At 68.4% G+C, this 18,811-nt stretch carries 21 protein-coding genes and 2 pseudogenes; 10 read left to right on the top strand and 13 right to left on the bottom strand.

Going from position 1 to position 18,811, the window contains the following annotated elements:
* Positions 1-176 precede the first annotated feature (176 nt).
* A complete protein-coding gene (locus AC3EO4_RS46405) occupies positions 177-689 on the bottom strand; it encodes a winged helix-turn-helix transcriptional regulator (protein WP_379575549.1) in 513 nt (170 codons plus the stop codon).
* 104 nt (positions 690-793) lie between these two features.
* On the opposite strand from AC3EO4_RS46405, the gene AC3EO4_RS46400 reads away from it, so the two are divergent.
* Positions 794-1,579, top strand: coding sequence for an SDR family oxidoreductase (locus AC3EO4_RS46400; protein WP_379575548.1), 786 nt, complete (start codon positions 794-796; stop codon positions 1,577-1,579).
* A 21-nt stretch (positions 1,580-1,600) separates the two neighbouring features.
* Positions 1,601-1,960 (top strand): nuclear transport factor 2-like protein, encoded by a 360-nt coding sequence (locus tag AC3EO4_RS46395; RefSeq protein ID WP_379575547.1) that lies wholly within the window; start codon positions 1,601-1,603, stop codon positions 1,958-1,960.
* Between the two features lie 156 nt (positions 1,961-2,116).
* Here AC3EO4_RS46395 and AC3EO4_RS46390 read toward each other — a convergent pair whose 3' ends face one another.
* Positions 2,117-3,184, bottom strand: a complete 1,068-nt coding sequence (locus tag AC3EO4_RS46390) for an IS630 family transposase (RefSeq protein WP_379575546.1) — start codon at positions 3,182-3,184, stop codon at positions 2,117-2,119.
* 301 nt (positions 3,185-3,485) lie between these two features.
* Between AC3EO4_RS46390 and AC3EO4_RS46385 the strand changes: the two genes are divergently transcribed.
* Positions 3,486-4,133 carry a hypothetical protein gene (locus tag AC3EO4_RS46385; protein ID WP_431902370.1) on the top strand — a complete coding sequence of 216 codons (648 nt, stop codon included), beginning with the start codon at positions 3,486-3,488 and terminating at the stop codon, positions 4,131-4,133.
* A 149-nt stretch (positions 4,134-4,282) separates the two neighbouring features.
* Entirely contained in the window at positions 4,283-4,432 is a 150-nt protein-coding gene (locus AC3EO4_RS46380) for a hypothetical protein (protein ID WP_431902367.1), read from the top strand.
* 205 nt (positions 4,433-4,637) lie between these two features.
* Here the strand turns inward: AC3EO4_RS46380 and AC3EO4_RS46375 are convergent, their stop codons facing one another.
* Entirely contained in the window at positions 4,638-5,225 is a 588-nt protein-coding gene (locus AC3EO4_RS46375) for an isochorismatase family protein (RefSeq protein ID WP_431902366.1), read from the bottom strand.
* Between the two features lie 525 nt (positions 5,226-5,750).
* Between AC3EO4_RS46375 and AC3EO4_RS46370 the strand changes: the two genes are divergently transcribed.
* Positions 5,751-5,903 carry a hypothetical protein gene (locus tag AC3EO4_RS46370; RefSeq protein ID WP_431902363.1) on the top strand — a complete coding sequence of 51 codons (153 nt, stop codon included), beginning with the start codon at positions 5,751-5,753 and terminating at the stop codon, positions 5,901-5,903.
* A 146-nt stretch (positions 5,904-6,049) separates the two neighbouring features.
* Here the strand turns inward: AC3EO4_RS46370 and AC3EO4_RS46365 are convergent, their stop codons facing one another.
* Positions 6,050-6,343, bottom strand: coding sequence for an ATP-binding cassette domain-containing protein (locus tag AC3EO4_RS46365; RefSeq protein ID WP_379575542.1), 294 nt, complete (start codon positions 6,341-6,343; stop codon positions 6,050-6,052).
* A 299-nt stretch (positions 6,344-6,642) separates the two neighbouring features.
* A complete protein-coding gene (locus tag AC3EO4_RS46360) occupies positions 6,643-7,068 on the bottom strand; it encodes a MarR family winged helix-turn-helix transcriptional regulator (RefSeq protein ID WP_431902361.1) in 426 nt (141 codons plus the stop codon).
* A gap of 91 nt (positions 7,069-7,159) precedes the next feature.
* On the opposite strand from AC3EO4_RS46360, the gene AC3EO4_RS46355 reads away from it, so the two are divergent.
* Positions 7,160-7,891: an SDR family NAD(P)-dependent oxidoreductase gene (locus AC3EO4_RS46355; RefSeq protein WP_431902358.1), complete on the top strand. Its 732-nt coding sequence runs from the start codon at positions 7,160-7,162 to the stop codon at positions 7,889-7,891.
* A gap of 80 nt (positions 7,892-7,971) precedes the next feature.
* On the opposite strand, the pseudogene AC3EO4_RS46350 reads toward AC3EO4_RS46355, so the two are convergent.
* The 3 genes and pseudogenes from AC3EO4_RS46350 to AC3EO4_RS46340 form a co-directional block, all read right to left on the bottom strand.
* Positions 7,972-8,277, bottom strand: a pseudogene (locus AC3EO4_RS46350) (transposase); the annotation flags it as partial.
* Positions 8,278-8,455: 178 nt separating this feature from the next.
* Positions 8,456-9,121, bottom strand: coding sequence for a TetR/AcrR family transcriptional regulator (locus tag AC3EO4_RS46345; RefSeq protein ID WP_431902355.1), 666 nt, complete (start codon positions 9,119-9,121; stop codon positions 8,456-8,458).
* Positions 9,122-9,130: 9 nt separating this feature from the next.
* A complete protein-coding gene (locus AC3EO4_RS46340) occupies positions 9,131-10,051 on the bottom strand; it encodes an alpha/beta fold hydrolase (RefSeq protein WP_431902352.1) in 921 nt (306 codons plus the stop codon).
* Here AC3EO4_RS46340 and AC3EO4_RS46335 point away from each other — a divergent pair.
* Positions 10,050-10,229, top strand: a complete 180-nt coding sequence (locus AC3EO4_RS46335) for a hypothetical protein (protein ID WP_431902350.1) — start codon at positions 10,050-10,052, stop codon at positions 10,227-10,229. The genes AC3EO4_RS46340 and AC3EO4_RS46335 overlap by 2 nt on opposite strands.
* A 155-nt stretch (positions 10,230-10,384) precedes the next feature.
* On the opposite strand, the gene AC3EO4_RS46330 is transcribed toward AC3EO4_RS46335, so the two are convergent.
* Positions 10,385-11,821, bottom strand: coding sequence for a S41 family peptidase (locus tag AC3EO4_RS46330; RefSeq protein WP_431902347.1), 1,437 nt, complete (start codon positions 11,819-11,821; stop codon positions 10,385-10,387).
* 1,092 nt (positions 11,822-12,913) lie between these two features.
* A complete protein-coding gene (locus AC3EO4_RS46325; RefSeq protein ID WP_379575536.1) occupies positions 12,914-13,597 on the bottom strand; it encodes a TetR/AcrR family transcriptional regulator in 684 nt (227 codons plus the stop codon).
* Positions 13,598-13,667: 70 nt separating this feature from the next.
* Between AC3EO4_RS46325 and AC3EO4_RS46320 the strand changes: the two genes are divergently transcribed.
* The 3 genes and pseudogenes from AC3EO4_RS46320 to AC3EO4_RS46310 form a co-directional block, all read left to right on the top strand.
* Entirely contained in the window at positions 13,668-14,348 is a 681-nt protein-coding gene (locus AC3EO4_RS46320; RefSeq protein ID WP_379575535.1) for a GAP family protein, read from the top strand.
* 12 nt (positions 14,349-14,360) lie between these two features.
* On the top strand, positions 14,361-14,738 hold the full coding sequence (locus AC3EO4_RS46315) for a hypothetical protein (protein ID WP_431902450.1): 378 nt from the start codon (positions 14,361-14,363) through the stop codon (positions 14,736-14,738).
* Positions 14,632-14,991: pseudogene (locus AC3EO4_RS46310) on the top strand (hypothetical protein); the annotation flags it as partial. The gene AC3EO4_RS46315 and the pseudogene AC3EO4_RS46310, both read left to right, overlap by 107 nt.
* Here AC3EO4_RS46310 and AC3EO4_RS46305 read toward each other — a convergent pair.
* The 3 genes from AC3EO4_RS46305 to AC3EO4_RS46295 form a co-directional block, all read right to left on the bottom strand.
* Positions 14,988-16,256: an FAD-dependent oxidoreductase gene (locus tag AC3EO4_RS46305; RefSeq protein WP_431902344.1), complete on the bottom strand. Its 1,269-nt coding sequence runs from the start codon at positions 16,254-16,256 to the stop codon at positions 14,988-14,990. The pseudogene AC3EO4_RS46310 and the gene AC3EO4_RS46305 overlap by 4 nt on opposite strands.
* A gap of 625 nt (positions 16,257-16,881) precedes the next feature.
* Positions 16,882-17,196, bottom strand: a complete 315-nt coding sequence (locus AC3EO4_RS46300) for a hypothetical protein (protein ID WP_431902343.1) — start codon at positions 17,194-17,196, stop codon at positions 16,882-16,884.
* Positions 17,197-17,457: 261 nt separating this feature from the next.
* Positions 17,458-18,744, bottom strand: a complete 1,287-nt coding sequence (locus AC3EO4_RS46295; protein ID WP_431902340.1) for a hypothetical protein — start codon at positions 18,742-18,744, stop codon at positions 17,458-17,460.
* Positions 18,745-18,811: the final 67 nt, after the last annotated feature.

Genomic DNA, 18,811 nt, shown 5'->3' with positions numbered 1-18,811 from the left:
GGTGAGCTAGAGATCTTTAACGGCTGACGTTAAAGCGGTTGGCGTGACTGAGCGTTCTACCTGGTCCTGACCGCGGTTGCGTGACGAGCACGGCGCGCGGCATACCCGGATCTCGGCACCGGGCGGATACAGGCTGTGCGATGGCTCGGGATGCGGGCGAGCGGTCCGTGGCCCGCCTACGTACCCGCCGTTGGGACCGCTGGTCGCCCGTGGGCGTAGCGGTTGCGCATGGCGTCGCTGGCCGCAGGACCCGCTGCGAAGACGTAGGCATGGCTGTCGTCGAGTCGGCGGCCGGTCCTGGCGTCAACGACCACGGGCTCGACCTCCTCGCCGCTTTCCGCGTCGACGAGAATCATGCTGCGTTCGTGCGGCTCCAGCCGGGAATTGCCCCACGCGGCCAGGGCGACGATCACCGGGCGCAGGGAGCGCCCGAGGTCGGTCAGCACGTACTCGCGGCGGACCGGGTTGGTCTGGTAAGGCCGACGCTCCAGCAATCCGTCCGTCACGAGGGACTTCAGGCGGGCCGAGAGCATGCTCGAGGAGATGCCCAGGTTCTCATGGAACTGATCGAAGCGGGTGTAGCCGTCGAAGGCGTCGTGGAGGATCAGCAGCGTCCACCACTCGCCGACATGCTCCACCGTCGTGGACAGCGGGCACTCCCGGTCCTCCAGCCTGATGCGGCTCGCCACGGTAACCATCCCTTCGGTTACTGCTAAAGTCGAAGTCAGTAGCTTCTAGTTTAGCAGTAACCGAGCGTCGCGCCGTACGTGCGCACCAGGGATCGGAAGACACCATGACCAGCCCCATCAACGAATCACTCGAAGGCCGCCGCGCCCTGGTCACCGGCGGCACCAAGGGCACTGGAGCCGCCATCGCCCGGCGGCTCGCCGAGGCAGGCGCCGACGTGCTTGTCACCGCCCGCAGCCGCCCCGACAAGGTCGAGGATAAGACCTTCATCGCCGCCGACCTGTCGACCGCCGAAGGGGCCGACCGGGTGATCGCCGAAGTGGGAGCACGCCTGGAAGGTGTCGACGTCCTGGTCCACACACTCGGCGGCTCCGAGGCGCCGGCCGGCGGATTCGCGGCGCTCGGCGAGGAGGACTGGGCAAAGGAGCTCAACGTGAACCTGCTGGCCGCCGTCCGCCTGGACCGCGGCCTTTTGCCTGGCATGATCGCGAGCGGCAAGGGCGTGATCCTGCACGTCACCTCGATCCAGCGCCGCATGCCACTGTGGAACGGCACCCTGGCCTACGCAGCAGCCAAAGCGGCGCTGACCACCTACAGCAAGGGCCTGGCCAACGAGGTAGCCCCACATGGTATCCGTGTCAACACCGTTTCTCCGGGCTTCATCCAGACCACCGCCGCCGACAACCTGGTCGCCCGGATCGCCCAGGAGGCCGGCGTCACCCAGGAAGCCGCCCTGGGGCGGCTCATGGACTCGCTCGGCGGCATTCCCCTCGGCCGCCCCAACCGACCGGAGGAAGTTGCTGAACTCGTCGCTTTCCTCGTCTCCGACCGCGCCTCGGCCATCGTCGGCGCCGAACACGTCATCGATGGCGGCACCACCCCCACCGTCTGAGCCCCAGTCAAGAGGACCGTCATGCCGAGCCATCAGCCCCACACCATCGCCCCGAGCGACTTGCCCAAGACGATCACACGCTACCTGAGGGCCCACAAAGACCACGACACCGCCACCGCAGTCACCGCCTTCACCAGCGACGCCACCGTGACCGACGACGGCAGGACGTACCAGGGCGCCACGGCAATCGAACAGTGGCTGAACCGCTCCGCCACCGAATTCACCTACACCATCGAGCTCACCGATGCGCAGCAGACTGATCCGACCCACTACGTCGCCACACACCACCTTGAAGGCAACTTCCCTGGAGGCAGTGTCGACCTGCGCTATCAGTTCGCCCTCCGCGACGACCTGATCGAGCGTCTGGTCATCGAGACCTGATCCGCCTGGGCGTCTCGATCCCGCACTCGGATGAGCCCTTCCGTCCGGGGGCTTGGCCGCGCTTTCATGAAGCCTCCGCCTGGTGCAGGTGCCCCCAGGTACGTGCCCCGGCGTAGGAGGCACCGAAGCGCGGTCAGATCCAAGTACGGCGCTGAGTCACAGTTGGAGGTCGAGCCCGGTCTTGGCGATGAGACCCTGGAGGAGGCGGGAGTGGTACTGCATGCGTTTGAGCCGTGTCTTCACCAGCGCGGTGAGCTGCTCGAGGCTGTGTTTCGTGAGGTTGGCCAGCGACCTCTTCAGGTGCGACCACACGCCCTCGACGGGGTTGAGCTCGGGAGCGTACGGCGGCAGCTGATAGACGGTCAGCCATAATCGGGCGGCGATCAGCTCGTGCATGGCGCGGCTGACGTGCGTGTTCAAGTTGTCCCAGACCAGGACGATGGCGCCGCCGAGCTGCTGGTGCGCGGCATCCAGCAGGTGGGCGTAGTCGGTCTCGGTGAAGCCCTTGCGACGGCCTTTAGCGGGACCGCGGTCGAGGTGGATGCGGTAGATCAGCCGTGATCTGCGGCCGGCCTTGGTGCAGATCAGCGCTGCCATGGAGACGCGTTTGGTGCCTGCGGCCGAAACCCGCACCACCGGGGTGTGGCCCCGTCGGCCCCAGGTGCGACCCTTGGGCGGCCTCAGGCCCTGGCCGGCCTCGTCCTCGAAGCAGAGCCAGGCGCCCAAGTCCGCCGCCTTCCTTTTTATGAGGGGCCACTGCTCGTCCTTCCAGGCGGCGATCTTCGCCTCGTCCCGCTCGGTGGCCTTGCGGGAGGGCACCTGCACACTCCAGCCGATGCGGTGCAGCAGCAGGTCGAGCCCGGCCAGGGTGTACTCGACGCCGAACCGGCGGAGCACAATCTCGGCGATCCGGACCAGCGTCCAGCACTGGTCACTCCAGCCGGACGCGACCGGTCCGGCATCCAGCACCGTCTCCAGAACGCGGAGTTGTCCCGGATCGAGCTTGCAACGGGCGCCGCCGGGGCCACTGGAGGCCAAGGCCTGCCGACCGCCTAAAGCCAATGCCCGTCGCCAGCGATTCGCCGACATCCGGGTCACCGTGAACCGCCGGGCGACCTCCCGGTCACTGGCCCCGGCTTCGATCAGGTCAGCGGCTGCGAGCCGGACTTGCTCACGCCGAGCCCGTTCCACGGCCGTCAATCCACCGCCATCGGGATACCTCATTCTTCCGGCATAGCGCGGCCCACGACACCCGTCACGACCGGACGTAACCCGCACCGTTAAAGATCTCTAGCGGTGCAGTGAGGTTGTGGGGATGCCGGTCTTGGTGGCGATGACGCCGGGGGAGTCGCCTTGGGCTTTGCGGAGCCGAGCGTGTTCGATCTTGTCTGCGGGTGGGCGACGGGGCGGGCGGCCGTGGGCTTCAGCGACGGTGTGAGCATGGGCGGCCCGTTCGGCGGTGAAGGTCCGTTTCATCTCGGCGATGGAACGCGCTGATCGGCCGCCGACGGGTAGCGTGTGGGCTGTGGCGGAGCATGAGTACAGTGCGACCGACATCACCGTGCTCGAGTTCGACGCAGCGGTCCGCGAGTGGCCCGGCATGTACTTCGGCGTCGGACTGGACGACCCGAGACTGCCGATCATGCTCCTGTCTGCTGCGGCTCGGCACGCACTGCACCCGGCGACAAGCGTTGCAGAGGAGCACTCGCTGACCTCTGTGATCGAAATCCTCGGCGGACTCCGCTTCAGAGTGACGATCAACCAGCAGCACACCTGGCCGGACTCGCCGCCCCTTGGCTACTACGACTCCCTGATCGGCCCCGAGTGGTGGCTCCTGGCAGCCATCGCGACGCTCTGCGAAACGACGACCGTCGAAATGTGGTGCGACCGCCGGGGCTTCAGCCAAGGACTCGCCGGTCTTCGGCCTCGTGCCACGGTGCAGCGGTTCGATCCGCCCACCGGAAGCGGTACCCGGATCACCTTCGCCCTCGACGCGCAGGACCTTCCGCCCGGCGCCGAATTCCCGGCCGACCTGGGCGGCCTCGACGTCCACGGGCCGTACTGTGCCGCGGCGGACGGGCCTGGAACCGTCGTCATCCGCGACCATCGGAACGACCCCGACATCAGCACGTCGTCCTCCGGAGCTTTCCCTACCGACCGCCATGGTCGATGATCATGGGGGTGGAGACAGGGGTTCAGTGGGTCCGTGCCTCATGGACCAAGCAGTCCCGTGGAGGTGTCGGCGCCGGGCGGAGGAACGCGACACCGGTCGCGTTTCCGTTGCCTGATGATCAGGCTTCGCCGTTCATCCACGAGATCGTGATGCGCGAGCAGGACGGCTTCCAGCCTCGCGCCACCGTGCGGCCCGGCCCGCCCGGCTCCAACGAGGCGCTTCTCCGTGGACGTGGAGACCCGGGCAAGGTCAGCGGCATCTTCGGCTCGGCCCGCCGCATCTGCCAACCGGCACACTGATCCCGCGGCGCCCTCACATCGGAGCAGGTCAGGAGGCTATATCCGGTGGATTTTCCGCCATTACGGCCGAGACCCCATGCGGATGCGGGCCACGCCGGAACGCCCAGGCGTGCCAGGGCCCTGGGACTCTCCTCGCGGGCGGTAACGCCAAGAACTGATCTGCGGGGTCATCTGAACCGCCGGCGAACAGGCCGGACCGGCCCGTTCAGGCGACGACAGGTTCGCCGCTCAGAGCGACACCGGCCCTGCGCAGTTCGTCCAGTGCGGTGCGCGTGGTGTCGGCAGCGACGCCGGCGGTGTAGTCGAGCAGGACCCGCACCGTGAAGCCCGCGCGCGCTCCGTCCAGTGCCGTGGCCTTCACGCAGTGATCGGTCGCGATGCCGACGACATCGAGGTCGGCGATGTCACGGGCCTTCAGCCAGGCGGACAGTGTCGTGCCGTCCTGGGTCGAGCCCTCGAAACCGCTCTTGGAGGCGGAGTGGGCGCCTTTGAAGAAGACCTCGTCGACGTGCCCGGACTCGACGGCGGGCGCGAAATCCGGATGGAACTCGCCTCCCTCGCTACCGACGACGCAATGCACAGGGAAGGAGTCCTGGAAGTCGGGGTTGTCGGAGAAGTGGGCGCCCGGATCGATGTGGTGGTCACGCGTCGCGACGACGAAGGCGTACTGCCCCTCGGCGCGCCGGACCAGCTCGGCGATGGCGGCGGCTCGATCCGCGCCGCCCTGCACCGGAACGCTGCCGCCCTCGCAGAAGTCCTTCTGCACATCGACGATGATCAGTGCACGACTCACGAACTATCCCCTTTCCTCGGGTGCGCCTCTCCGATGATCACCTTCCGCCGGCGGGCGGGCACACCACTCGCCGGACGTTCACCGACCGGCGCGGCGCGTACTCCAGATTCGGGGCACATCCACCCGGCAGTGACATTGAGTGCAACTGGCCTCACTATACGTGTTCGCGCTGAGGGGTAGAAGGCTGGGGGCAGATGTGTCGGTCCACGTGAGTTTTCCGAGTTCCTCTGATCGGTGCTGGCCTGGATGAAGCACCTTCACTCTCCGTGAACCCACGGCGGACAGGAGGTCCCGGGAGTAATGCAGAAATTTCCAGCGGATATGCCGCTGACCTGCGTCGACGTGGAGACCTGGGCAAGGTCGGCGGCATCTTCGGCCCGGCCCGCCGCATCTGCCTGGGCCGCGCGAGCTCGGGTGCTAGCTGCTGGCGGCCTGGTCAGAGCCCCGATCGGGTGCTAGCAGGGGTGCTGCATGAGGCCGGCCCCGGATCGAGGTGATGCGGGGTCGGTGTGATGATCAAGGGGTGTGTCCAGGGCTGATCGGCCCGCTCACAGCGGCTCGATACGGCCGCTGTTCACCCGGGCGGTCGACGGCGTGTCCGTCGTACACCAGGGCCTGGCCGCCGCCGGCGTCGGCGACCGGCCGCGCGTGGAGCATGATTCCGTCGGTGAGAAGTAGCAGCACTGCCCCACACTGGGACTGTGTCGTCGTAGGTGTCATGTCGGATCGATACGTTGCCTGCGCACGACCCGATTGGCAGCTCTCAGGCCACGGTGATGTACGACGTCCTCTGAGTGAGCTCGCTTGCCCAGTACGGCTCGTCGCTACCGGGAGGGTTGGAGCGCGGTTCTGGCCGGGATGACCGAGGCGGCGACGGCGAGCAGGAGGCAGAGGCCGATGACCGCGGTGCCGTCAATGACCACGTTGCCGTCGCTGGGCCGGTCGCGCCCGGTGCAGTGCAGCAACCTGGACTTGCCCGAGCCGGACGGGCCCATCACCGCGGTGAAGGTGCCGGGCGCGAATCCTGTGGTCACGCCGTCCAGCGCCGCCACGGCCTGGTCGCCGGAGCCGTAGACCCTGCTCACCGACCACAACTGGACCATATCTGTCGATGTCATGCCTTGATCCAACCGGCGCGAGGATCGCAGCACATGGGCGCAGGAGCGAGAACTCAGGTAGACCCAGCACTACCCCGGGCAAATCACGCCCCGGTGACTAGGCCCCGCGAGCCCTCGGTTCAACCCTCGGGAGCTTCTGCTCGAGACCTTGGATGGCCGTGTTTCTTGGTGGCGTCCGGAGTCCGGTGTAAAGGGGGTGTGGTTCCGGCTTCATGGTGAGGTACGCGGTGCGGTGGCGATTCGGCGTGACCGGCTTTGCGGGGCTGGTGGCGTGTTGGGGCCGGAGGTGACCGCTGAGATCAGGGACGTAGTGCTGTTGTGGCGGATTGGAGCAAGCGGACGAGGCTGTCGCGTTGGGTGCTGGGCCAGGAACTGAAGCGGGTGGTCAGGGTGGTGTTGATGGCCTGCTGGAACTGGCCGGTGACCGCCTCGCCCTGGGGGGTGAGGTGGACGCGGGTCATCCGGCGGTCGTTGGGGTCGGGTTCGCGGGTGAGCAAGCCGCGTCGCTGAAGCCGGTCGACCAGGCCGGTGATGTTGGTCTTGTCGCAGTGCAGCAGGGTCGCGAGCTCGCCGAAGGATGGCTGCAGATGTTGGGCGAAGCACAGCAGTTGCGCTTGCTGGGGGGTTAGTCCCAGTCGGCGGCTCGCCGTGCTGAACAGGCCGTCGATCTCCATGAAGACGCCGATCAGCGTCTCGACGAGTTCGTCATCGGGTGTGGCGGCCATGGCAGGCAGTGTACTACCTGGACAGTTGACACTCTCTACCAAATTAGTCGATGCTGTGGACTATCCATAGGATCGACTAATTGGAGTGGTCATGCGTATCGACGATCGGGTCGCAGTCGTCACCGGCGGATCGCGCGGCATCGGACGGGCGATCAGCGACCGGCTCGCCGCGGCGGGAATGCGTGTCGTCATCGGCTCCCGCGACCAGGAGACGGCCGCGCAGGCGGTGGACCAGATCAAGGGCGCGGGCGGGCAGGCCACCGCGGTCCGCGCCGACATCACCCGCCCCGAGGCGGTCACGGAGCTGTTCGATGCGGCCGAGAGCCGGTACGGCCGGGTGGATGTGTGGGTGAACAACGCGGCCACGGCGACCGCTGGGCCGCTGGCCCGCGCCACCGATGACGACTTCGACCAGTACCTGCACGCCAACGTGCGGGCCACATTCGTCGCCCTGCGCGAGGCCGCGCGGCGGATCAACGATCACGGCCGGATCATCTTGATCTCTTCCGCGCTGACCGTGTCGCCGCTGCCCGGCATGGCGCTGCTGGCCGCCGGCAAGGCCGCCGGTGACCAGCTCGCCCGTACGCTGGCCTGGGAGGTGGGCTCCAGATCCGTCACGGTCAACAGCGTCCTGCCCGGCCTGACCCGTACCGACGTCATCGCCACCGTGCCCCCGCACGTCATTGACGACGCCAAGGCCCGCACACCGCTGGGCCGCCTGGGCGAACCAGCCGACATCGCGGACGTCGTCGCGTTCCTGGCCTCCGACGCCGCCCGCTGGATCACCGGCCAGACCATCAACGCGGCCGGGGGCATGATCTAACGAGTTGGCGCCGGGCCAGGGCCGGATGGCGCACGATCCTCAAGACCTTGGCCACGACCACCTGACCGTCCGCGAGCTGGTTACGCGGTCGCGGTGATGGTCTGGTGATCGGCAAGGTGGAGTGGGGCGGTGTGTCGGGGGCGGAGCCGGCGAGGCGGGTCGAGGAGCGAGTGGCGCCGGTCCTGCACGAGCCGGAGCCCTGCGGGTGTCATGGTCGGTCCGCGCCAGCCGCGAGAGGCACGGTCAAGGGCGGCCCAGGCGATGCTGATGCAGCTGGTCTCACCCGGGAACCGGTCGATGACCTTGGCGTAGCGGCGGGTCTCGCCGAAGGTGCGCTCGATGAAATTGGAGTGGCGGATCCGCTGGTGGTGTTCGGCGGGGAAGCGTGGGTGGGCGCCACCACCGTGGCGCCCACCGCCGGACACATCGAGGGAAGGTCCGCCGTGGGCACAGCGGGCACCGTGGGTACTGTCCACCCGCTGAAGGTCACCTTGCGGGGTCCACCCGCCGGTCGACGGCGCGTCCACGCGCCGTCGACCGCGACCCTGGACCAACCGCACGAGGTCATCCAGGTTGCGACGGGCTGGGAACCTGGGTCGGTGCGGATCGGTCCGGGGGCGGCCGTAGCGTGGCCGTCGGCCCGAAGAGGCGGTCGAGGTGGTAGTCGATGATCGCGGTGGCGGCTTCGTGGCTGCGCTGTCGGCCCAGGACACTGGCGGTCAGGCCGTTGGCGAGAGCCAGAAGTGTGGCGACCTCGGTACGCGGGTCGCGATCGGAGGCGAGGTCCCCGGCCTGCTGCGCGGTGGTGAGCCGGGTGGTGAGGAAGTCTTCCAGCGCGTCGGGTCGGGTGAGCGCGGCCGCGGCGAGCGCCGGGTCGGTGAGGGCGGCGGTGTAGTAGGCGGTCCAGGCCAGCGAGTCCAGCCGGCTCTGTTCGTCGGAGGGCAGGATCGCGCCGAGGACGGTTTCGAAGACCCCTCGCGTGGACAGCCCGCCCGTGACGGCGGCCCGCTGCCTGACTCGGCGGTCCAGGCGGGCGGCCAACTCGGCGAGGCCGGATTCGAGCAGGGCCTGCTTGTCGGTGAAGTAGTACTGGACGACGCGCAGCGAGACTCCGGCCTCGGCGGCGATCTCACGCATCGACACCGCCTGCAGGCCGCGGGTGCCGGCGATGCGCAGCAGCGCCTCGGTCAACTGGCGTCGCCGCTCATCATGGTCCACCTGTTTGGGCATGCCGGCTTCCTAGCTGCGGCCCGTGCTGTGCCCCGGCGTTGCGATCTCGGCCCGGGCTTGGCAGGGGAAGGCAAGGATCCGCTCGGTGACCAGGTCTGGAGCTTCGACGGGCAGCGCATGTCCGGTGTCGGGCACGATCTCCACCCGCCACGACGGCGCGATCTCGGCCAGCCGGCCGGCAACCGCCTGCGCGTCGTGCACCGCGCTGCGGGCGCCCAGCAACACCTGCACGGGCACGGACAGCTCACGCACCTGCTCGTCGGTGTAGGCGGGCGGGATGGGCAGCCGCCGACGGAAGGACCGGCCGGCCAGCATCAGCTTCATCAGCACGTCCTCGCGCAGCGCTCCGTTGCCCACTGCGCCGGCGACACGGCGTCGCAGTGCACGAGGAAGCAGGGCGGCCATACCGCCGACGATGACCCACCGGTAGAACCGCCCGGTCAGCGGCGCGAAGCCGACCGGATCCACCAGCGTCAGCGCCGCGACCCGGCCGCCCCCGCCACGCTGCTGTTCCACCGCGGTCCAGCCGCCGTACGAGGAGCCCACCACATGTGCGCGCTCGGCACCGACCGCGGCCAGGACGTCGGTGAGCCAGCCGCCGACCTCAGCACCGGTCGCAAGCGGTTGCGTCTGAATCGAGCGGCCGGGCTCGCCGAGTGGGTCGACGGCGAAGACCGGGCGTATGCGTGCCAGCGGCTCGATGTAGCGGTACCAGGCCAGGGCGTTCCCGCCGGCACCGGCCAGGAGGATCACCGGGTCCCCCTTGGCGGGCCCGGCCCGGTGGATCCGCACGCTGCCGGCGCGGGTCTCGACGTCGATGGCGTCCACCGGCACTGGCCACAGCTCGCCGAGCACTCGGTCATAGGTGGCGAAGTACTTGTCACGGGCAGAGTCGCTGGTGAAGGCGGACGGCAGGCCGGGTGCGCGCATGGTGAACCTCATCCCCTCCGAATGGATACAGTCGTATCCTAACGGTTGGGCCGCGGTCGAAGAAGCCTTCAGCGAGCGGGAGATCGCCGCACAGTGGTGCTGGCCGGCCCGCACCCAGAACGCCCGCACCCTCGCCAGCCTCGGGCGCCTCCCGCCGGCTTCCGGCAACCAGCGCTGAGCCAACGAGAGCGCGTGGAGCCCTGAGACGCGAACGCCCCGCCCCGACCGGTGCTTCTTCCAGAGCGCAGGGACAGGGACGGGGGAGAACACGGCATCCGGCACCTTCCGGCCCGAGGATCCCGGTGAAGGGCTGGTAAGTCTCTCGGGCGGACCTCAGGACGTGAGGGCCGCCCGGATCGCCGGATCGTCCTGTGCATGGCCAGGCCCGTCCGAGCAGACCGGCACATCCACGGGAATGCCGTTGTTCTCGACACAGTGGCCGGTCCTGTCGTAGGTCAGCGCCGTGCTGACCGTCAGCATCCAGTCCGGGAGCAGGCGCAGCGAGCGGGCGCGTCCGCTGCCGCCCCCGCTGGGCCGCCCGACCACGGTGACGTGCTCCAGGCCTTGCAGTCCGAGGAGGAAGTCCTCGCTGGATGAGTAGGTCAAGGGGTCGATGAGGACGACGAGTCGCCCCGGCCAGCGACGCTCTGGGGACGGCTCGCCGAAAAGGGCGACTCGGGGCCCGAGTCCGCCCCTGCCGTCGCTGAACCGGCTCCAGCCGAGATGGGTGGTCTCGCGCAGGAACCTGTCTCTGGCACCGGTGGCCAACATGAGGTTTCCGCCGACGTTGCCGCGCAGGTCCAGGACCAGGCGATCACAACCACTCAGCTCGGCCAGGGCCGCGTCGAAGCCCTGAGCCACCTCGCCCTGCCAGATCTTGAGCCGCACATAGCCGGTGTCGGATGCCAGCCGCCGCCACTCGATCAACTCGACAGGGTCGCATCCACCGTCCTCCATCCACTCTGCCCCCGCGGCCGTCATGCTGATGGCCTCCTGAACGGCGAGGAGGCGACGTCCAGCGAGCAGGCTGCGCATGTGCCGCGGCGCCGCAGTCCGTGAGCAGCAATCCTGGATCAGCCGAGCCAACTCAGGCCCGCTCGCCCCGTTGAGGCTGATGATTCGCTCGCCGGGTCGTACTCCCGCTTCATGGGCAGGCGTCCCCTCGGGAACCCGGACGAACCAGGCCTCACCATCGCGGACGGATACGACGTAAGGCAGCGGAGTGGGGCGTACGGCTGGATCGATCTTGGTGTGTGCGTCCTGGAGGCGAGCCATCCAGCGTTGTGCGGCCGCGAGCGGGTCGTCCGCCTCCACGACACCCTTCGCGTGCTCCGCACAGATCTCCGGCCAGTCAAGACCACGCAGCTCAAGTCCGGGGAAGGCGGCACCGACTTCGGCTACTGTCTGGTCGACCGCGTCCTGGATGCTGGCACACGGCACGTCCACCTCGCGGGTGGAGCGGGTGCGGGCCATCGTGTGGACCAGTTGAAAGCTGCGCATCAGCCCGCCCGCGTCCGCCGCTCGTGAGGTCAGCACCCGGTCTTGTGGGCTCCAGTCCAGTACGGCGGGGCCGTCGCGGTCTGGTTCGATGACCAGTTCCCAGCGGGGACCGTCGACCGGTCCCGGCTCGTGGACCTCAAGCGCGGCGCCGAACACCGCTTCGAACTCCGCCTTCTCCGCCCGGAGCAATGCGGACTCGCCGCTCAGGCTCGGATCGGCGGTGGGGAGTACCACAGGTACGGATTCGGTCCCGAAGTCCGGAAATATCACGATCACAATCTAGAACATGAGCGGCGACGGATTTCGGAGATGGGACCAGACCTGCGCGGCAGTGCTCTCCGCGGATGTCGCTCTCGGTTGAGCAGCTGTTGAAGAGACAGGCCGGCATTCCGCTCACGCAGATCCAAGATCTGCTGACCACCTGCCAGGAGATCACCTGACCGCTCACCTGGGTCTCCATGGCCACCGACCCGGATCACGCTGTCCGTGTGTCAGGAGAACAGCGTGTCGTTCGCACTTCACCTGAAGACGATCACGCACCATCGGTGAGCTGGGCGAACCGGCTTAGCGTACGCTTCCGTTCCTCCACACTCCGAGGGCCGACTCTCCCGGCCTGGTCGAGATCATGCGCGAGTGACTGAGACCGTCGATCTCGCCTCGCACGGCATGGCCAGCTCGGCAGGCCACCTGCTCGGCTATGTCAAAGAGTTCAAGCGCAGCCCCTGCGAGCCAGTGCCCACGGAAAAGCGCTCGTGCTTGGGCGGATGTCCCTACCGTCAAGGCGCTGCGGGGCCTCGCCGATGAGCTGTGCGGGTCGGGCAAGCCCGGCCGAGGTCGGTGAGCGCCTCCCGCTCGGCCGGATCGACGGTGAGCGGCCACCGGATCTTGATGGCGGTCCACTCGGCCGCGTACCGACACCGAGCGGGTTCATGGGGTGGGAGCCACGTGGCGGGGTCCTGGGCCCCCGTAGCTTCCGCCTAATATCCAGCAGATATGCCTCTGGCCTGCATTGATTGGCAGGCCCAGGTCTGGCTCCACCAGCTCGAGGTCTCTGCACGAGCGCGGTCAGGGGCATATCCGTTGGATCCACCGGGACCCCTTGTTGAGCGCGGCGAAGATGGGCTCTGGCTCATGATCGATGATCAGTAACTCTGGGTGAGTCGAGCGGAGCCACAACGGGGACGCCGCCACGCGGTCCCTTGACCACGATCGCGATACCGGCCGGGGACGGCGATGCAGGACAACGAGCCCAGCAGAGGACTCATACGCTCCGTCGATCGCCAAGCTGCTGGGCATCTCGGGCGGCACCCTCTACAACCACATCCCAACCCGCAGGAAGTACGTCCAGCACGGCAGCCTTCCCTAGCTTTGAGGTCCTGAGCTGGGAAATATTGATCGTTTCGGGGCTGGTGACACGCTCGGCAACGCCGCCACAGCTTCCAGCAGCGACCTCAGCAACTGCGTGGCCGTGCCCGCGGACACCTCGTCGGGGGTGTTCATGAGCTGGGAGGCGAGCCCGTCGACGAAGGTGTGCAAGAGCGCCGCCCAGAGCTCGACGTGGGTATCGGGGTGGGGGAGCCGGGCCTGCTCCAGAACGCGGGCGAAGTCGTAGCCGCGCAGGATGGCCACACACTGGCGATACAGCGCTCGCTGTTCCTTCCACGTCACCGAGCCGCCTGCCGGGGGATGGCGGCGTTCCCATTCGACGACCGCCACCCACAGCACGTACTCCTCGCGCCGCTCGTCGTCGAAGGGCAGCATCTCCTCCACGAGCGAGGCGACCTGCTCGACTAGCGTGCCGTGGGTGCGGGGCCGCTCGATGCGGGTGAAAACCCGCTGGCGGAGGATGTCGATGGTGGCTTGGATGACGTGGGACTGCAGGTCGTGCTGGTTCCTGAAGTAGTGCCGCAGGGACCCGGTGGACCAGCCTGCTTCGGCGGCGACTCCGCGGACGGTTACCCCGGCCAGGCCCTCGCGCAGTATCACCCGGATAGCGGCCTGGGCAAGCTCGGCTCGTCGCCGGTCATGATCAACGAGCTTTGGCACCTCCCTATGCTAACACGCCCGTGTTAGCATGATTTGACACGGGCGTGTTGATTCCCGGAGGGAGACGGCCTTGTCGATCGGGACGATCGGGGCGGTGCTCGGACTCGCTCTGCTCGACACCCTGAGTCCCACTGTGATCGGAGTAGCGCTCTCCCTGCTCCTTGCCAGGCCGCGCCGCATGGGCTCGCTGCTCGCCGGCTACCTGGGATCGGTCGCGATCGCGTATTTCGCCCTCGGCGTCCTGCTCATGCTCGGCCTGGGCGCGGTCGTGCCGAGGATCGACGAGACCGCGTGGGCCTGGGGTCAGGCCATCCTGGGCACGGCGCTCTTCGCGGGCAGTTTCTTCATCCGCGACAGGAAGCCTGCCGACTCCTTGATCCGGAGCCAGCCCTTCACCGTGCGCGCGATGTTGCTGCTGGGACTGGGGACGTGGCTGTTCGAGTTCGCCACCGCCGTGCCATATTTCGGCGCCATCGGCATCATGACCTCGGCCGGCCTGCCCGCCGTGCAGTGGGTGCCGCTCCTGGCGGTGTACGTCACCATCATGGTGATCCCGGGCATCCTGCTCCTTTCCGTCTGGGCCGCCCTGGGTGAGCGGGCGCAGGCGCGGTTCGAGCGGTGGCAGGCCGGGCTGTCCTCCGGGTCCCGCGCGATGCTGCGCTGGGTCATCAGGATCGCGGGTGTGCTGATCCTTCTGGAGGCGGTGGACATGGTCTTTCCGCAGATGACCGTCACGACTCCGTGGGGCTGACCCGTAATCCGGATGCAGATCGAGCGGCTGGCAGGCGCGGTCGAGGCGCTGTTCGAGAGGGAGTTCACCGCCACCACGACGCGGCGGTTGCCGGTCTCGGCGGTTGCCGCGCTCGAAGACTTGATCACGGTTCCCCACCCCGACCCGGACGGCGACGGCGAAGCCGGGGCCACCGGTGCGCGCAGCTTCCTGGAGGAGCTCGTCAAGCTGGAGCGGGGCAAGGGGATCGGGTTACCAGAGAACCTGTTCGAGGGCGTGTCGGGGAAGGTCGTGGAGGCGTGGCGGGCGCGGGCGCATGTACCTTGCGGACTTCGCGGCCGACAAGGGCTGCTCCTCCCGCGCCAACCGCGCCTACCTGCGCCGGCGCGGCATCCGGGCAGTCATCCCTGACAAGAGCGACCAGGCGACCAACCGCAAGAAGCGGGGCTCTCGCGGCGGTCGCCCCATCGGCCACGATGCGGCTCCTTACGAGCAGCGCAAGACGGCCGAGCGCTGTATCAACAGGATCAAGGAGTGGCCCCGGCCGGCCTTCCGCGTCGACAAGACCCCTGACAGCTGCCTCGCCGGGCTCCACCTGCGAGGCGCAATCTTATGGATCCGCACGTCATCCCGCTTAAGGATCCGAACCCAGAACAGGCCCTAGGTGGTTCGGCTGCGTCGGCGCTGGCGCGCGAGGTGGCGGGTGATGGTCACGGCCGCGAAGTGGGTACCGGCGACGAACCGCAACATCGGCCCGAACGTCGGAGCGGCCATCGACCCGGTGAAGTACAGGCCCGGCACCGAAGCCTCAAACGACGCCGTCACCTGGGGTGCCTTGGAGCCCGGTATCCGCGCTATGGCGCTCCGCAGCCCAGATGCCAGGAAGGGCAGCGCGTCGACGTCGATGCGGTAGCCGGTGGCGGCCAGCACATGGTCGACCGTCAACTCGGCTCCCGCGTCGCCCACCACCAGCCTTACCTTGCCGTCTTGGAGGCAGGCGTGGCGGATTGGGGCGTCCGTGCGCACCGGTATGACACCCTCCACCCTGTCGCGGAGCCACCAGGCGCCCGAGGGCCCCAGCGCCCGCCGCATCAGCCACAGCCGTGCCGGGGCAGGTAGCTGGCCTACCGCCGCGGGCGCCCGGCACAGCGCCGACAGCGCCCAGCCGGGCCCCAGCGGAGAGGCGGGATGCGCGATCCGTTGCCCCAGCGGCCGGTGAAGTGTCGGCTTCTGCCCCCACCGCGCCCGCGTTCCTCTGACCAGCACCTCGACCAGGGCCCCGCTCTCATGCAACAAAGCCGCGCTCTCCATCGCCGATTGCCCGCCTCCCACCACCGCGATCTGCTGCCCGGCATAGCCGGTCAGGCAGCTGTGATCGCTCGAATGCGACACCGGCGACCGCGGTCCCGTCCCTTGTGGGGCCAGATCGGCCAGCACACGAGGCACGTGGGCGAGCGGGCGCAGACCGCACGCGACGACCACCGCATCGGCTTGAAGGTGTGTGCCGTCATCCAGCATGAGATGGAAGCCGCCATCGCGACGCCGGTTCAGCCACGCCACGCGTGTGTCCTCGACCTCGCCGGCGAACCGGTCGGCGAACCACGTCCCATAGCGGACGAACAGGTCACTGGGGATCGGGGTCAGCTCCGTCAGCTCGGGCAGGCCGGCCTGCCGGCAGAAATCGGCCAGCCGGCCACCGGGCGCCGGTGCCGCAAGGTCAGTGGCCTGCGGCGCCGACTTGAGGAACATGCCGGTGGCCATGACATGACGCCAACTGCCCATCACCTCGCCGAACACACGCACCGCCACACCGGCGGCCCGCAGGTGCGCCGCGACGGACAGCCCGTAGGGGCCGGCACCGATCACCACGACGCCGCGTCGGGCGCCGGCGGCCTCCGAACCACACTCGACCACACTCGGCTGCGCCATCCACATCCTCCCTCTTTATCGGCCGATGATCAGTGTCGCCGCGACGGTGATGATCTCGGCCGGTTCAGGACCGGGATGGAGCAAGTCTTTGCCGGAGCCAGGCTCGGGGCGAGAGTGAGACTGACTCTGTTGGTGAGTCTGGGATCTGGATCAATGGTCGTGATGTGGTGACTGCGATCGATGACGTGGTCGACGGGACACGGCGGGGCGATTTCGTCGCGGAATCTCACAGCTGTCGCGTCCCGTCGATCATGAGGCAGCGCATCGGCCCTGGCCTCGGTACCTCGGATAGACGGGACAACCACACCCAGAGAGAGACCCGTTGATCATGAGGCGAATCGACGAAGCCTCAGGTTGAGCGGGACCGCCTCGGTTCCAACGGGACACAACGCCGGGCGGGCCGGCGACGTTTCGTCGTGGCGGCCGCGGAAGGCCATCGCGCGAGGGAGCGCGGGGACGGTCATCGGTTCTCCTGGGCACGGGCGGCATCACGGGGTTGAGGAACCCGGGAACAGCCGTTGGCGCCGAGAAGGGCGGCCGGTACATCGCGGTCTGACCGGTATGGCCGGCGCCCTTGACCGCTGAGTGGCGCCGGACCGCCCAGCGCAGGTGACCGCGGCGACGTTCACAGCGGTAGCCGTCTCACCTCCGGCCGGCGACCGTGCCGGAGATCCGTGGAGACGTGAGGCTTGGCGGGTGTTGCGCGGCTGGGCCATGCGATGTCGTCAACGGCGAGAAACGGCTCGCCGGCCACGGTCGCGGGGGTCGCCCCGGTGAACGCCATGACGTCCCGATGCAGGTGGGACTGGTCGGCGTAGCCGGCGTCGGCCACGAGCCCGTCGACCCGGGCCAGGCCACGGCTGCCGACGATCCAGTGCCAGGCCCAGGCCACCTCCGGGTCCACCGGCACCCGCGCCGTCCAGGTCGATGTCCAGGCCACCGCCGCCGGCCTGCCGGTAGGCGGCGGCGATGCCGGCCGGCGTCGAGGACGGTCAGGGTGTCGGATCTGCCGACCGGTGTTGCCCGGCGGCGATCGGGTGCTTGCGAAGGCCGAGGAACTGGCCGAGGCACGCTACGCCGAGCTCAAGGAGCATCTCGACGAGCCGACCGCTGAGCTGGTGGCCGACCCGGAGTACCAGCAGACCATGGGCGGGTCGGCACCTCCCGGCCGCAGGCGCTGTACCGCAGTACACCTCCCAGCTCACGGTCTGCGCACACCGCTGGCGGCTCGTACGGGCTGCTGGTAGTTGCCCAAGAGGGTGAAGTGTTCCCGCGACTCTGCCGGGATCGGGCCGATCTCCACGGGCTTCGAGGGGGAGATCAGGCTGGCGCGGTACAGCTTGGCCGTGGAGGTGTCGTTGTTCTCGTCGGCCGCGATGATCAGAGAGCGGCGGTCTCGAGAGACGGCCACCGAGATGATCGCTGTCTCGGTGGCGGGGGCGATCTCGGCCTTCACCTTCACCTCGGTGGACTGCACGTACTCGAGGTCGTCCCGGGCGGTCCTGGGGTCGATCTCCACGGTGTAGAAGTCGTTGCTCGCTCCCGCGCAGAGCAGGTCGGTGGTGTTGATCCAGGCGACGGGGTTGCAGTCTCGAAGGTCGCCGCCGTCGCGCACGGCGACCTTCATGCCGAACGGCAGCTGGATGGGAGCGTCGGCGTACCGCTCGACCGTGTTCGTCAGGATGTCCAGCTCGGCTCCTTGGACCAAGGCCATCCCCACGGCCACGCCACCGGGGTCGGCCGCGAACCTCCCGGAGGGATGGACGATGCCCGGGCACAGCACGGCGACCGATCGCACGACGCGGTAGAAGGTGTCCTCGTCCCTGTTGCTGAAACAGGCCAGGCTGAGCCGGCGCGGGGTCAGCCGGCCGTTCGGGTCCGCCGAGAAGTACTGCTGGGAGTCACGCCGGAACCAGAACGACCCGTCAGGCGCGAATCCGGGGTCCTTGTCGGAGAACGTCTCCTTGACGTACCCCTTCTTGTTCGACCTGTCGGTGAGGTCCGTGAATGTCCCCGTGCTGAGGTCCAGCCAGCCGACGTGCGTCGGGTCGCCGCTGGACGGGAAGTCCACCTGGATGGCGACCCGGCGGCCGTCCGGCGAGACCGGGCTGATGCCGGGATCTCCCTCGGCGCCACACAGGCTGCGAACGAACGCCTCCTCTCCGCCCACCTTTGTGGCGATCTCGGTCAGGAGAGGCGCGAGCGTGGTGCTGGAGATGGTGGCGGTACGGGTGCGGAAGGACTCGTCGTAGGCCGTGGCCCGCCACTGGGAGTCGCTCTCCGAGCAGGCGACCGGCCCTGGGGCGGAGAGTACGGCGGGAAGGCTCTTCGCCGCCTCGGCCAGCGCCGTCTTCCTGACGTCCGGAGTGGCGGTGACGCTCGGGCTCGGCTGTGACAGGGCGGCGGGGCCGGCGCCCGTCGCACAGCCGGTGGTCGCCAGGAGGATCGCGACCACTGTCACCGGCCAGCCGCCTCTGCGGGTACCCATCAAGGACTCCTTCACACCGTTTCAATGATGATCCATTAAAGAGTGAATACCATTAATCATGTGTTGC

It is taken from the genome of Nonomuraea sp. bgisy101 (genome assembly GCF_057708945.1).
Note: the sequence above shows the minus strand (reverse complement) of the source record. Positions and strands in the feature narration are given on the sequence as shown.

Excerpts from the sequence above, each read along its gene's own strand:
- AC3EO4_RS46355 (WP_431902358.1), top strand. The coding sequence starts at position 7,160 with ATGCGTATCGACGATCGGGTCGCAGTCGTCACCGGCGGATCGCGCGGC.
- AC3EO4_RS46305 (WP_431902344.1), bottom strand. The coding sequence starts at position 16,256 with ATGGCGCAGCCGAGTGTGGTCGAGTGTGGTTCGGAGGCCGCCGGCGCC.
- AC3EO4_RS46295 (WP_431902340.1), bottom strand. The coding sequence starts at position 18,744 with ATGGGTACCCGCAGAGGCGGCTGGCCGGTGACAGTGGTCGCGATCCTC.
- AC3EO4_RS46360 (WP_431902361.1), bottom strand. The coding sequence starts at position 7,068 with ATGGCCGCCACACCCGATGACGAACTCGTCGAGACGCTGATCGGCGTC.
- AC3EO4_RS46390 (WP_379575546.1), bottom strand. The coding sequence starts at position 3,184 with ATGAGGTATCCCGATGGCGGTGGATTGACGGCCGTGGAACGGGCTCGG.
- AC3EO4_RS46380 (WP_431902367.1), top strand. The coding sequence starts at position 4,283 with ATGCGCGAGCAGGACGGCTTCCAGCCTCGCGCCACCGTGCGGCCCGGC.
- AC3EO4_RS46395 (WP_379575547.1), top strand. The coding sequence starts at position 1,601 with ATGCCGAGCCATCAGCCCCACACCATCGCCCCGAGCGACTTGCCCAAG.
- AC3EO4_RS46365 (WP_379575542.1), bottom strand. The coding sequence starts at position 6,343 with ATGACATCGACAGATATGGTCCAGTTGTGGTCGGTGAGCAGGGTCTAC.
- AC3EO4_RS46345 (WP_431902355.1), bottom strand. The coding sequence starts at position 9,121 with ATGCCCAAACAGGTGGACCATGATGAGCGGCGACGCCAGTTGACCGAG.
- AC3EO4_RS46335 (WP_431902350.1), top strand. The coding sequence starts at position 10,050 with ATGGTGAACCTCATCCCCTCCGAATGGATACAGTCGTATCCTAACGGT.
- AC3EO4_RS46340 (WP_431902352.1), bottom strand. The coding sequence starts at position 10,051 with ATGCGCGCACCCGGCCTGCCGTCCGCCTTCACCAGCGACTCTGCCCGT.
- AC3EO4_RS46315 (WP_431902450.1), top strand. The coding sequence starts at position 14,361 with ATGCAGATCGAGCGGCTGGCAGGCGCGGTCGAGGCGCTGTTCGAGAGG.
- AC3EO4_RS46400 (WP_379575548.1), top strand. The coding sequence starts at position 794 with ATGACCAGCCCCATCAACGAATCACTCGAAGGCCGCCGCGCCCTGGTC.